Source organism: Novosphingobium sp. PC22D (genome assembly GCF_002556635.1).
Lineage (GTDB): Bacteria > Pseudomonadota > Alphaproteobacteria > Sphingomonadales > Sphingomonadaceae > Novosphingobium.
This window is the reverse complement of record NZ_MWMO01000001.1, coordinates 179,713-191,019: the sequence shown is the minus strand read 5'-3', so window position 1 is coordinate 191,019 and position 11,307 is coordinate 179,713. Positions and strand designations below refer to the sequence as shown.

Genomic DNA, 11,307 nt, shown 5'->3' with positions numbered 1-11,307 from the left:
CCGGGATCGTCAGTCCCCATCGTCGTCCTTCGGGCCCGGCGGGAGGCCATCAAACGAAAGTAGGCATTCGCCGCATTTGGACACATCCTCGCCACAGTTCAGGTGTATCGCTTCAGTATGGGCCGGATTCCGGTCCGGACGGCGGTTGAACGCGACAAAGCCTTGCGCCTGTACGGCAAGACGTTTATTTCACGCGGCGAAGTCTATCCCAGAAGTAGGCTTTCGGCGCGGCGTAAGCCGTGCTCCGTTCACTCGCTGTTCAAGGAATACAACCACATGCGCAAGATCGTTCTCGCTGCTGCCGCCACCATCGGCGCGCTCACGCTCGCCGCTTGCTCGGAAACCACCGAAGACGCCGCTGAAGTCACCGCTTCTTCGGCCGCCGACGACGCTTCGGCCATGATGACCGACGCCGCCGACGCCATGGGTGACGCCGCCGCCGATGCCTCGGAAGCCGCCGCCGACATGGGCGATGCCGCTGCCGATGCCGGCGCCGAAGCCGCCGACGCCGCTCAGGATACGGCCGATGCCGCTGCCGACGCCGCCGCCGACGCGGAAGCCGAGATGAAGCAGTAAGCTTCGATCTGCTCGCAGACACGCGAAGGGCGTCCCGGCGGCTGGTCGGGGCGCCCTTTTCGTTTGTCGGCCAGCAATCGCAGCGACGCCCGCCAGGGGAGGGTCAACCATGACACCAAAGCAAGTCGTCGAAACCTGGGTCACGCGATTCAACGCGGGCGATGCCGAGGGCCTCGCCGCCCTCTACGCCGAGAACGCCGTGAACCATCAGGTGACGCAGGACCCGGTCGAGAGCCGCGAAGCGATCCGCGCCATGTTCACGCGAGAACTGGCCGAGGCGGACATGACCTGCATCCCCGAAGCGATCCACGAAGCGGGCGAGGTCGCGGCGCTCGAATGGCGCGACCCCAACGGCTTGCGCGGTTGCGGCTTCTTCACCGTGCGCGAAGGCCAGATCGTCTTTCAGCGCGGCTATTGGGACAAGCTGTCCTTCCTCAAGCTGCACGGGCTGCCGCTGGAATCGCTGGAATAACCCACGCTTGCGGACCGGTGTCCGCCGTCTGGAAACGCAGCCGATGCGGTCGCGCAAAGGCCTCGTATGGTCAGGAGCGCCGCGACGCGAGCGGCGTCAGCGCGCGGCGGTGCGGGTATAGCCGCCGAACTTGCCGTCCTCGTAGCCGTCATACAGCGCGCGCGCGATACTGGCGATGCGGGCCTCGCGCTTGAGGCGGGTGCCCTGGCCGGTCACGTAGATCGCGACGGCGAAGGCGCGGCCGTCGGGCGTCTCGATGATGCCCACATCGCTCGAGGTGTTGAACAGCGAGCCGGTCTTGTGCGCGACGCGCGCCTCGGTCGGCAGGTTGGCGACAATCCGGCGGCGGCCGGTGAGGCAGCGGCCCATCGTGTCGAGGATGAGCTGGCGGCTGCTGTCCGACAGCCACTTGCCCTCGTGCAGTCCGGCGAGAAGCTGGACCATGGCCATCGGCGTGGCGCTGTCGCGCGAATCGATGACTTCGGCCGGGTTGATCGCGCCGTCGTCGCGCACCAGCGTGGCGATGTCGCGGTCGATCTGCCAGTCGGTGATACCGGCCCGATGCACCCAGGCGTTGACCGCGGCCGGCCCGCCGACGACACGCAGCAGCGCATCGGTGGCGTAGTTGTTGCTGCGCGTGAGCATCAGCTCGATCAACTTGCCGGCGGTATAGTATTCGCCCGCGCGCACCGGGGCGACGGCGCTGGAAAACGGCTCGGAACGCACCGGCATCATCATCGGGAATTCGCTGGTCAGGCTCCAGCGGCCCTTCTCGACGCCTTCGAGGAAGGTCGCGGCGATCGCGATCTTGCTGGTGCTGGCCATCGGGAAACGCTGGTCGCCGAGCACGTCAATCACGCGGCCGGTCGACAAGTCCATCGCGGCGACGCCGATGCGCCCCTGCGAGGCTTCGGCGAGGCTGGCGATGCGCGCTTCGAAAGCGGTGTCGTAAACGCGCGGTCCGCGTAGTTCGGTGCCGAAAGTCCGGTCGAACGCGGCTTCGACGTTGCCGTCGGCCGCGAGCGCGCCCGGGACCGGTGCAAGCGCCGCGGCGCCGAACGTGAGTGCGCCAACAATGCGAGAGAAAACGGTCATTTTTCCTGCGAGTGCCATGCAGGCTCCACCTTATTGAGGCCATCTTGGGAAATGCTTAACCGGCGAACAGTCGGATCACGCAGAGGATCGACGAACTTTCGCGGGTCGTGGCAGATCGCCTGCGATGGCGCACGATTAATCCCTGTAAAAACAGTACGCAAAAAGGCGACGGGAAACAATCCTGCGCGCCTTTGAAAGATCGACGGGCAGGCACGGCTCGTCGATCCCACGCCACATTCTGCCGGAAGAGCGGGAACTTATCCCGCGCGCACCCCGCCAGGCGCGTCCGAAAGACGCGCGGCGCGCAAACGAAAATGGGCCGGGGATTCGCATCCCCGGCCCACATCCGTTTGATCGGATTGGACGAGTCGGCTCAGAAGCCGCCCATGCCGCCCATTCCGCCCATGCCGCCCATGTCGGGCATCGCCGGCATCGCGGCCTTGTCTTCCGGCTTCTCGCTGATCGCCGCTTCGGTGGTGATCAGCAGGCCGGCGACCGAAGCCGCGTCCTGCAGCGCGGTGCGAACGACCTTGGTCGGGTCGATCACGCCGGCGGCGACGAGGTTCTCGTACGTGTCGGTCGCGGCGTTGAAGCCCTGCGATTCGTCGGTGCCCTCGATGAGCTTGCCGGCGACGACGGCGCCGTCGAAGCCCGCGTTCTCGGCGATCTGGCGAATCGGCGACTGAAGCGCGCGGCGCACGATGTCGATGCCGCGGGTCTGGTCCTCGTTCTCGCCGGTCAGGCCTTCGAGCGCCTTGGTGGCATAGAGCAGCGCGGTGCCGCCGCCCGGGACGATGCCTTCCTCAACCGCGGCGCGGGTCGCGTGCAGCGCGTCGTCGACGCGATCCTTGCGCTCCTTCACCTCGACTTCGGTTGCACCGCCGACCTTGATCACGGCCACGCCGCCGGCGAGCTTGGCGAGACGCTCCTGGAGCTTCTCGCGGTCGTAGTCGCTGGTGGTGACTTCGATCTGCGAGCGGATCTGCTCGACGCGGGCCTTGATGTCCTCGGCCGAGCCGGCGCCGTCGACGATCGTCGTGTTGTCCTTGTCGATCGTGACCTTCTTGGCTTCGCCCAGCATGCCGAGCGTGACGTTCTCGAGCTTGATGCCGAGGTCCTCGGAGACCATCTCGCCCTGGGTCAGGGTGGCGATGTCGCCGAGCATGGCCTTGCGGCGATCACCGAAGCCGGGCGCCTTGACGGCCGCGACCTTCAGGCCACCGCGCAGCTTGTTGACGACGAGCGTGGCCAGGGCCTCGCCCTCGATATCCTCGGCGATGATGAGCAGCGGACGGCCCGACTGCACCACGGCCTCGAGGATCGGCAGCATCGACTGCAGGTTCGAGAGCTTCTTCTCGTGGATGAGAATGTAGGGGTTCTCGAGTTCGACCGTCATCTTGTCCGGGTTGGTGACGAAGTAGGGCGAGAGATAGCCACGGTCGAACTGCATGCCTTCGACGACGTCGAGTTCGAATTCGAGACCCTTGGCCTCCTCGACGGTGATGACGCCTTCCTTGCCGACCTTGTCCATGGCCTCGGCGATCTTCTCGCCGACTTCCTTGTCGCCATTGGCCGAGATCACGCCGACCTGGGCGATCTCGGACGAGCCCGAGACGTCCTTCGAGCGGGCCTTGAGGTTCTCGACGACCTTGACGACGGCCTGGTCGATGCCGCGCTTGAGGTCCATCGGGTTCATGCCGGCCGAAACCGACTTCATGCCCTCGCGCACGATCGACTGGGCGAGCACGGTGGCGGTGGTGGTGCCGTCACCAGCCGCGTCGTTGGCCTTGCTGGCCACTTCGCGGATCATCTGCGCGCCCATGTTCTCGAACTTGTCCTTGAGTTCGATTTCCTTGGCGACGGTCACGCCGTCCTTGGTGATGCGCGGAGCGCCGAAGCTCTTCTCGATCACGACGTTGCGGCCCTTGGGGCCGAGCGTCACCTTCACTGCGTTCGCGAGCGTGTCGACGCCGCGAAGGATGCCCTCGCGCGCATCGCGCGAGAATTTGACGTCCTTGGCTGCCATTGTTCAATTCCTCTTCAAAGGGTTCTTGTTCCGGAAAGTCTTTCGATGTGGGGTTGCGATCCGGCCGGTCAGGCCGTGGCCATCGCCCCTTCGATCACGCCGAGAATGTCGCTTTCCTTCATGATCAGCAGATCTTCACCGTCGACCTTGACTTCGGTGCCCGACCACTTGCCGAACAGCACGCGGTCACCCACCTTGACGTCGAGCGGAGTCACCTTGCCGTCGTCCGAACGGGCGCCGGTGCCGACGGCCACGATCTCGCCCTCGGCGGGCTTTTCCTTGGCGCTGTCGGGGATGATGATGCCGCCGGCCGTCTTTTCCTCGGCCTCGACGCGGCGCACGAGAACACGGTCGTGCAGCGGACGGAAACTCATGGGATTCTCCCTCATCCAATGGTCACAAAACTGGATTGGCACTCCAGGATAGAGAGTGCCAACGGCGCGCATATGTGCACGTCGCACATGGCCGTCAACACCCCCGCGCGAAGAAATTTCGATTGGACGGCGCGGGTCCGGGACAGGCCGAGCCGCGCTGGCCGGCTCCGCGCGCCACGGCGCGCTGCTAGTGCACGATCGGTGGCACCGGACCGTGCGGTGCCCGGTCGAACAGGCCGAGCCGCTCGCGCCGGTGCCAGCGGCTGACCAGCAGCAGCGCGGCGGCGACGAGACCGAAGGCAAGCCCGATCCACACGCCCAGTCCGTGCAGGCCGGTCGCGAAGCCGAGCACCATGGCGGTCCCGCAACCGGGGACCCAGTAGGCGAAGATCGCGATGACCATCGGGACGCGCGTATCCTGCAGGCCGCGCAGCACGCCCGCCGCGACCGACTGGACGCCGTCGAACAACTGGAATCCGGCCGCGACCGCAAGATAGCGCAGCGCGAAGGCGACCAAGACCGCGTTCGCCGGGTCCGAGGGGTCGATGTATAGCGAGAGCAACATTTCGGGCACGAGCAGCATGGCGAGCGCGGTCGTCGCCATGAAGCCGGTGCCGATGGCAAGCGCGACCCACCCCGCCCGGGCGACGCCGGCACGGTCGCGCGCGCCGAAGAAGTAGCCCACCCGGATCGTCGCCGCCTGGCTCACGCCGAAGGGCACCTGGAAAGCCAGCGCGGCGAGTTGCAGCGCGACGGTATGCGCCGCGAGCTGGGTCGCGCCGAAGCGGCCCATCATGAACGCCGCCGCGCCGAAGATGCCGCCCTCGGCGACGACGGTCAGCGCGATCGGCGTACCCACGCGCGCGAGCTGCGCCAGCCGGTCCGCGTCGATGCGCCACCAGTTACCGAGGATGCGGTAGCGCCGCATGCGCGGATCGAGCGCGATCGCGGCGAAATAGGCGGCAAGGATCGCGAGCGAAGTCAGCAGCGTGGCGATCGCCGCGCCGCGCAGGCCGAGCGCGGGAACACCGAAATTGCCGAAAATCAGCGCGTAGTTGCCCAGCGCGTTGACGCCAATCCCGCCCGCGGTGATCACGGTCGCGACGACGGGCCGGCCGAGCGCCGAGACGAAGGTGCGCAGCACGCTCGCCGCGACCATCGGGATCGTCGAAAGCAGCAGCAGGCTCATGTATTCGCGCGCCATCGCGGCGATCGCCGGGTCCTGCCCGGTGGCCCGCATGAGCTGGCCTGCGAGCAGGCACAGACCCATGCCCGCAGCGCCCGAGAGCACGGCGAGCCACAACGCCATGCGCATGACCCGGCGCACCGCGCGCAAGGCGGGCGCCCGCGCGCCGAGCTCCGCCGCCATCAGCGGCGCCGCCGCTCCGGTCAGGCCGATCAGCCCCCAGGTGACGAGCCCGAAATAGGCGACGCTCAGCGACGAGGCAGCGAGCTGCTCGGGGCCGAGCCGCGCGATGAAGATCACGTCGATCGCATAAGTCAGCATCTGGAGCAGGTTCGCCAGCGCCAGCGGCCAGGACAGCCGCAGCGTTGCGGCGAATTCGCCGCGCCAGGGCCGCTCCGGCGGCAGGTCGAGGAAAGCGACGTCGCTCATCGCCAGCGCGCCTAGTCGAGCGTGACGCTTGCAGCCACACGCGAGTCGCACCGGCGCGGGCATTTGCCCGGACTTGCGGCAAGGATGCCACAGCCGCGCGCCCGCCGCCGCGCCCAAGTCCGCGTCGGGCGGACTTGACCTTGGTCGAACCGCCGATAGGAGTTCCGCCAGCGGAGGTGCGTCGAATATGCGAATCGCGAGAATCCTGCCGGCCCTGGCGCCGGTCCTGCTGACTGCGGCCTGCGGCGATTCGCCCCCGTCGCAAGCCCCTGAGGCGAGCGAAACTCCTGCCGCGCCGGAGTTGGCCGAAGGCGGAGGGACGGCCAGCGAGGCTGCGGCCCCCGTCTCGAGCGAAACCGCCGCCGCGACGGCCGAGACGCAAGCCGCCACCGAGGCGGCGCAGGACGCCGCTGCGCCGGTCGCGGACGCGGCATCCACCACGCCCGCCGCTGCGGCCGCGTCCGCGAAGCCGCCGGTGGCCTTCGCGCAGTGCCGCGCGTGCCACGCGGTTGAGCCGGGCAAGAACGGGATCGGACCCACGCTCCATGGCATCGTCGGCAGCACCGCGGGCGACGTGCCCGGGTATGCCTTCAGCACGCCGCTCAAGAATTCGGGGATCGTGTGGACCCGCGAAAAGCTCGACCAGTGGCTGTCGGGGCCGATGAAGATGGTGCCCGGCACCAAGATGGTGATCTCCGTGCCCAACGAGGCCAAGCGCAAGGAGATCATCGACTACCTCGAAACGCTCAAATGACCGCCGCCCGCGCCGAGGACGTCGTCGCGATCCAGCAGCGGCTCGCGGCCGCGACCCAGGCGGGCGACGCCCGCAAGGCCGAGGCCTATGCCGCCTGCTTCACGCCGGACGGCGTGCTCGAACTGGCCGAGGTCCACCGGGGCCGCGCGGCGATCATCGCCTGGATGACTGCGCCTTCGCCTTTCGCCGCCCCGCAGGACGGCTCGCCCGGCTACATCAGCCACCACCTGACGACCTGCAAGATCGATTTCGTCGACGAAGAGACCGCCAGCGCGCGCACCTACTGGATGGTCACCAGCGCCTCGGGTCTCGATCACAACGGTTACTACGCCGACCGGCTGAGCAGGATCGAGGGCGAATGGCTGATCGCGCACCGGCGGCCGCGCACGCTGTGGATCAGTCCGGTGAGCGTGATCCGCCGCTAGCGAGCGCGGAGTTGTAGTAACGCGGATCGCCGGTCACTTCCTCGCCCAGCCACTCGGGCCGCGCGAAAGGCGTATCGGGGTCGGGAAGTTCGAGTTCGGCGAGCACCAGGCCCTCGTTCGCGCCGGCGAAGACGTCGATCTCCCAGACGAGCCCCTCGCCCGCCGGAACACGGTGGCGGCGCTTCTCGATCGCCCCGCCCGTGGCGAGCTCGAACAACGCGCAGGCATCCTCGAGCGGAATCTCGTATTCGAATTCCGACCGCGCCACCCCCGATTCCCCAGCCTTGACCGTCAGCTTCGCGCTGGTCTCGTCAACGATGCGCACGCGCACGCTGGCGGGGCCTTTCGCAAGATAGGCCTGCCGCAGCGCGCTGCCCGCGTCGGCCTTGTCTCGCCAGGCGGGGCTGGCGACGAGAAACTTGCGCTCGATCTCGGTGGCCACGGCGAGTCAGACCGCCTTCAGACGCGGCGCCTTCCAGGCGTGCCACAGCGTTTCGCAATGCGCGCGCAGCGCATCGGGGTCCTGCGCGAAGAGCCGGTCGATCAGCGGGCGGGCCTCGCTCTCGAGACGCGAGCGCCGGCCGCGCGCGAGGCCGATCGCCGTCTCGACATCGCGCGGCGAGCCATAGCGGTCGGGCTCGGCGGCAAGGCGCGTCTCGAACACGGCGAGGTCGTGGTGATCGCCCAGCGTGTCCGCGATCGCCTTGGCCGTCCGCGCGCGCACGCCCATGAACTCGGGCCACATGCCGACGAGCAGGCGCGTGTGAAACCAGTGGTACTTTGTACGCTTGCGCAGCTCGTGAAAATCCTCGGCCCTGCCCCCTTCGATCGCCGCGGCAGCCGCCTTGCATCCCTTCTTGTAGGTCTTGGCGAGCCCGGCCCCGACGGCCTCCCAGCCGTCCGCGGAGAGCGACCAGTCCTGCGTCCCCGCGCGGGCCACCTCCAGTTCGGCGCGGGCCTGTTCGAGCGCCTCGCCGATGTCCTCGCGCGCGGCCTCCTTGTAGTCGAGCGTGAAGCGGCGGCGGATCGAGCCGAGCGCGCGCCGGTCGACCCGGCCGTGGAAGTGATGCATCAGGGCGTCGTAGGTGTCTTGCATCACCTTGGCGTCGCGCGCGTGCGAGATGTGTCCGGCAATGTCGCGGAACGCGGCGTTCCGCGCGCTGTAGCCGTCGAAGGCCGGGCGCACGAGACGCACCAGCCCGCGCAGTTTCTTGCAGCGCTTGCGCACGTCGTGCACTGCCTCTGCCGTGCCGGTCTCGGCGATAGAGCGCAACGCACGATCGATCTGCTCGCACGCGATCCTGCGCAAGGCGTCCTCGATGGACTTGTCCTTGCGTTTCAGTCTGTATGCCATGTGAGAGCCCTTAGCCCGACACGAGTGCGGACCAAGGGCTAGCACATATTGTCATGGATTCGTAATATTGCGCTCAGGCGGAATGGCGCGCCTTTCCGGCCGCCCGGACGAACTGCCAGACCTCGTGGTCGAAGCCGGGGCTCGGCGCGCCCTCGGTCGAGTTGGGAATGTCGTCGTACATCCGCGTCACGCTTTCGCGCATCGCGGGGGTCGCGACCGCCGCGAACGGCTGAAGCAGCGCGTTCCATGCGTCGAGCAGCGCCTTCGCCTCGGCGCTTGCCGGATCGAGCGGCAACGCCGCCTTCACTTTCGCGCCGAGATCGGCCCAGGCCTTGCCGTAGCTCGCCTCGTCAAAGCCATCCGGAATTCGCGGACGCGCCGCGGCGAAATCGGCTTTCGCCTGCTCTGTCATGTAAGGTTCGCTCAGTGCGGCCCAGTCCTGCTTGTGCGTCATGATCGTGTCTCCGTGGCGGATCAGCGAGCAGAGGGTCGCGGCATCGAGGGGCTCGCCGCCCTCGATGCGGGACAAGGCGGAGCGCAGCGCGGCGGCGGCGCTTTCGAGGTCGCGGCGGCGGGCGTCGAGCGCGGCCAGTTGAACCTCGAGGATCGGGGCGATCGCGACGGACTTGCCCGAAAGCAGCCGCGCGATGTCGGACAAGGTGAAGCCCGCCCGCTTGAGCGCGACGATGCGGTGCAAACGTTCAAGATCGTCACGCGAATAGAGACGCCGGCCCGAGCCGGTGCGCAGCGGCGCGACCAGCCCGCGGCCTTCGTAGAAGCGCAGCGCGCGCGGTGTCAGCCCGGTGCGGCGGGCGACTTCGTCGATGGTGAGCGAATCGGTCATGACGTCCTGCTAGCGCCTGACGTTACGTTACCTGCAAGCCCCGGCAGCCACAGAAACGTGAAAGGGCGGCCCCACGGACGCGGGGCCGCCCCTCTCCAGCTACGCAAGGGGACTGGTTTGCGTGGAGATCAGGTCTTGGTGCCGGGGGCCGGAGCCCGCGCGGGCGCTTCGGCGCTGGCCTTGACAACCGGCGAGCGCGGAGCGGCCTCGCAGCTTCCCGAACTGGCCTGTTGCAGCATCGGCTGGCCCTGCGCGTCCTTGGCGCCGTCAGACGACCACGACACGGTGCGGGTGCAGCCGCTGGCGTCGGTCGTGCTCGAAACGTAGGAGAGATGCGCGCCCGCGGGAATGTCGCCTGCCAGCACCATGCCCGGCTGGCCCGAGGCGAGCGCCTGCTGCTGCTCCAGCGCGGCCTGCTGCATCATCGCGGCCTGGCGCATCATCGCATCCATACGCATGTCCATGAGCGCCGAGATCCGCTGCATTTCGGCGAAGGCGGCTGGAACCCGAAGCGCGGCAGGCGCGGCGTCGCGCGCGGCGGCGGGCCGCAGCACCACGCGCGGAGCGACATCGCCGGTGTACCGGACTTCGACGGCGCCGCCGTCGGGCAGCGCGACCTGCATGGTCTCGAGTTCCTCGGTCGCGGCATGGGCCGCACCGACTCCGACTGCCGCCACGCCTGCGGCGGCCAGAAGCAACTTCGGAGAAATTCGCATTGGGTAACTCCCTCGTGACTCGTCCCTGTTGCGCCGACAAAGCTGCCGCAGCGAAACTGAACCGCGGATTACTGGCGAGGGGGCGTGTCGGGCACGAAGCGCATGGCGACGTCGCAGCGCTCATAGCGGGCGCCGTAGCGCTCCATGATCTGCGCGTCGTGGCGGAAGCCCAGCTTTTCGTAGAGGTGGATCGCCGCCTCGCAGCGCGCATTTGTAAGCAAGTAGAGCGGATCGGCGCCAAGGGCCTGCGCGCGCGCGATCGCCGCCTCGAGCAGGAACTCGCCCGCCTTGAGTCCGCGCGCGGCTTCAAGGACGCCCATCTTGGTCAGCTCGAAGGCGTTGTCGCCCCCGGCGCGCAGCGCGCAGGTTCCGACAATGCCCAGGCCCTCGGCGGCGACGAACAGGATCGCGCCGCCCGGATCGAGAATGGTTTCGCGCGGGCGCTCGATCACGTCCCGGTCGGCACCTTCCATCGTGAACATCGCCTCGATCCACTCGCGGTTGATGTCGTGGAACGCGGCGGCAAGATCTTCGCGATATTCGACGATGGCAAGCTTCGGGCGGTCTTCGCGCACGCGCGCCAGCAGCGAGCGCTCGGCCATGGCCGCCTCGAGCGCGGCGAGCCGGTCGAGCAGCGGCCCGGCATCACCGCCGCACAAGGCGTCGACCGCGCGGCTGACCGGCGGCCAGACGCGGGCGCGAACCTTCGCCATCGCCGCCTCTCCCGCGGGCGTCAGCGCCACCAGCCGCGCGCGCGCATCCTCGCCGTCCCTGGTCTCGACGAGCCCGCTCGCCTGGAGCTGATTGAGCCCGCGCGTCACACCCGGCTGGCTCGCGCCGAGCGCCTCGGCGAGCCGCCCGACCGTCATCGCCTCGCGGTCGAGCGCGGCGAGCAGCGGCATGTGCGAGGGCTGGGCGTCGATGCCGGCCTCGGCGATTACCTGCGCGGCGTCGGCCTGAAGCCGCTCGGCCAGTCTGCGAAGGCGGGCGCCGAGAAAGACCCCGCCCAGTTCCGCGACCACGTCGGGCATGGCGAATCTCCATAACACGTTATAT

At 68.3% G+C, this 11,307-nt stretch carries 13 protein-coding genes; 4 read left to right on the top strand and 9 right to left on the bottom strand.

Features of this window, described 5'->3' with window-relative positions; translation table 11 throughout:
• The first annotated feature begins 117 nt into the window (after positions 1-117).
• Together B2G71_RS00910 and B2G71_RS00905 are read left to right on the top strand one after the other, a co-directional pair.
• Positions 118-576 carry a hypothetical protein gene (locus tag B2G71_RS00910; RefSeq protein WP_240529999.1) on the top strand — a complete coding sequence of 153 codons (459 nt, stop codon included), beginning with the start codon at positions 118-120 and terminating at the stop codon, positions 574-576.
• 109 nt (positions 577-685) lie between these two features.
• The gene (locus tag B2G71_RS00905; RefSeq protein WP_098103884.1) at positions 686-1,048 is read left to right on the top strand and encodes a nuclear transport factor 2 family protein; all 363 of its coding nucleotides are present in this window, start codon (positions 686-688) and stop codon (positions 1,046-1,048) included.
• A 96-nt stretch (positions 1,049-1,144) separates the two neighbouring features.
• Here the strand turns inward: B2G71_RS00905 and B2G71_RS00900 are convergent, their stop codons facing one another.
• The 4 genes from B2G71_RS00900 to B2G71_RS00885 all read right to left on the bottom strand — a co-directional run bounded on the left by B2G71_RS00900 (position 1,145) and on the right by B2G71_RS00885 (position 6,158).
• The gene (locus tag B2G71_RS00900; protein WP_098104383.1) at positions 1,145-2,143 is read right to left on the bottom strand and encodes a serine hydrolase; all 999 of its coding nucleotides are present in this window, start codon (positions 2,141-2,143) and stop codon (positions 1,145-1,147) included.
• A 373-nt stretch (positions 2,144-2,516) separates the two neighbouring features.
• Positions 2,517-4,169, bottom strand: a complete 1,653-nt coding sequence (gene groL / locus B2G71_RS00895) for a chaperonin GroEL (protein WP_098103883.1) — start codon at positions 4,167-4,169, stop codon at positions 2,517-2,519.
• A 68-nt stretch (positions 4,170-4,237) separates the two neighbouring features.
• Positions 4,238-4,543 carry a co-chaperone GroES gene (gene groES / locus B2G71_RS00890; RefSeq protein ID WP_098103882.1) on the bottom strand — a complete coding sequence of 102 codons (306 nt, stop codon included), beginning with the start codon at positions 4,541-4,543 and terminating at the stop codon, positions 4,238-4,240.
• 187 nt (positions 4,544-4,730) lie between these two features.
• Positions 4,731-6,158 (bottom strand): MATE family efflux transporter, encoded by a 1,428-nt coding sequence (locus B2G71_RS00885; RefSeq protein WP_098103881.1) that lies wholly within the window; start codon positions 6,156-6,158, stop codon positions 4,731-4,733.
• 187 nt (positions 6,159-6,345) lie between these two features.
• On the opposite strand from B2G71_RS00885, the gene B2G71_RS00880 reads away from it, so the two are divergent.
• Both B2G71_RS00880 and B2G71_RS00875 read left to right on the top strand, forming a co-directional pair.
• Positions 6,346-6,912 (top strand): c-type cytochrome, encoded by a 567-nt coding sequence (locus tag B2G71_RS00880; RefSeq protein ID WP_098103880.1) that lies wholly within the window; start codon positions 6,346-6,348, stop codon positions 6,910-6,912.
• Complete coding sequence (locus B2G71_RS00875; RefSeq protein ID WP_098103879.1) at positions 6,909-7,337, top strand: nuclear transport factor 2 family protein; 429 nt, start codon at positions 6,909-6,911, stop codon at positions 7,335-7,337. Before B2G71_RS00880 ends, B2G71_RS00875 begins: the two co-directional genes overlap by 4 nt.
• Here the strand turns inward: B2G71_RS00875 and B2G71_RS00870 are convergent.
• The 5 genes from B2G71_RS00870 to B2G71_RS00850 all read right to left on the bottom strand — a co-directional run bounded on the left by B2G71_RS00870 (position 7,309) and on the right by B2G71_RS00850 (position 11,282).
• On the bottom strand, positions 7,309-7,779 hold the full coding sequence (locus B2G71_RS00870; RefSeq protein ID WP_098103878.1) for a CYTH domain-containing protein: 471 nt from the start codon (positions 7,777-7,779) through the stop codon (positions 7,309-7,311). The two genes, B2G71_RS00875 and B2G71_RS00870, sit on opposite strands and share 29 nt — an antisense overlap.
• Positions 7,780-7,785: 6 nt before the next feature.
• Positions 7,786-8,691, bottom strand: a complete 906-nt coding sequence (locus B2G71_RS00865) for a CHAD domain-containing protein (protein WP_098103877.1) — start codon at positions 8,689-8,691, stop codon at positions 7,786-7,788.
• 73 nt (positions 8,692-8,764) lie between these two features.
• The gene (locus tag B2G71_RS00860; RefSeq protein ID WP_098103876.1) at positions 8,765-9,535 is read right to left on the bottom strand and encodes a MerR family transcriptional regulator; all 771 of its coding nucleotides are present in this window, start codon (positions 9,533-9,535) and stop codon (positions 8,765-8,767) included.
• 128 nt (positions 9,536-9,663) lie between these two features.
• Entirely contained in the window at positions 9,664-10,251 is a 588-nt protein-coding gene (locus tag B2G71_RS00855) for a hypothetical protein (protein ID WP_098103875.1), read from the bottom strand.
• A gap of 68 nt (positions 10,252-10,319) precedes the next feature.
• A complete protein-coding gene (locus B2G71_RS00850; RefSeq protein ID WP_098103874.1) occupies positions 10,320-11,282 on the bottom strand; it encodes a bifunctional helix-turn-helix transcriptional regulator/GNAT family N-acetyltransferase in 963 nt (320 codons plus the stop codon).
• Positions 11,283-11,307 lie beyond the last annotated feature (25 nt).

Excerpts from the sequence above, each read along its gene's own strand:
- B2G71_RS00910 (WP_240529999.1), top strand. The coding sequence starts at position 118 with ATGGGCCGGATTCCGGTCCGGACGGCGGTTGAACGCGACAAAGCCTTG.
- B2G71_RS00905 (WP_098103884.1), top strand. The coding sequence starts at position 686 with ATGACACCAAAGCAAGTCGTCGAAACCTGGGTCACGCGATTCAACGCG.
- groL (WP_098103883.1), bottom strand. The coding sequence starts at position 4,169 with ATGGCAGCCAAGGACGTCAAATTCTCGCGCGATGCGCGCGAGGGCATC.
- groES (WP_098103882.1), bottom strand. The coding sequence starts at position 4,543 with ATGAGTTTCCGTCCGCTGCACGACCGTGTTCTCGTGCGCCGCGTCGAG.
- B2G71_RS00855 (WP_098103875.1), bottom strand. The coding sequence starts at position 10,251 with ATGCGAATTTCTCCGAAGTTGCTTCTGGCCGCCGCAGGCGTGGCGGCA.
- B2G71_RS00865 (WP_098103877.1), bottom strand. The coding sequence starts at position 8,691 with ATGGCATACAGACTGAAACGCAAGGACAAGTCCATCGAGGACGCCTTG.
- B2G71_RS00885 (WP_098103881.1), bottom strand. The coding sequence starts at position 6,158 with ATGAGCGACGTCGCTTTCCTCGACCTGCCGCCGGAGCGGCCCTGGCGC.
- B2G71_RS00900 (WP_098104383.1), bottom strand. The coding sequence starts at position 2,143 with ATGACCGTTTTCTCTCGCATTGTTGGCGCACTCACGTTCGGCGCCGCG.
- B2G71_RS00880 (WP_098103880.1), top strand. The coding sequence starts at position 6,346 with ATGCGAATCGCGAGAATCCTGCCGGCCCTGGCGCCGGTCCTGCTGACT.
- B2G71_RS00875 (WP_098103879.1), top strand. The coding sequence starts at position 6,909 with ATGACCGCCGCCCGCGCCGAGGACGTCGTCGCGATCCAGCAGCGGCTC.
- B2G71_RS00860 (WP_098103876.1), bottom strand. The coding sequence starts at position 9,535 with ATGACCGATTCGCTCACCATCGACGAAGTCGCCCGCCGCACCGGGCTG.
- B2G71_RS00850 (WP_098103874.1), bottom strand. The coding sequence starts at position 11,282 with ATGCCCGACGTGGTCGCGGAACTGGGCGGGGTCTTTCTCGGCGCCCGC.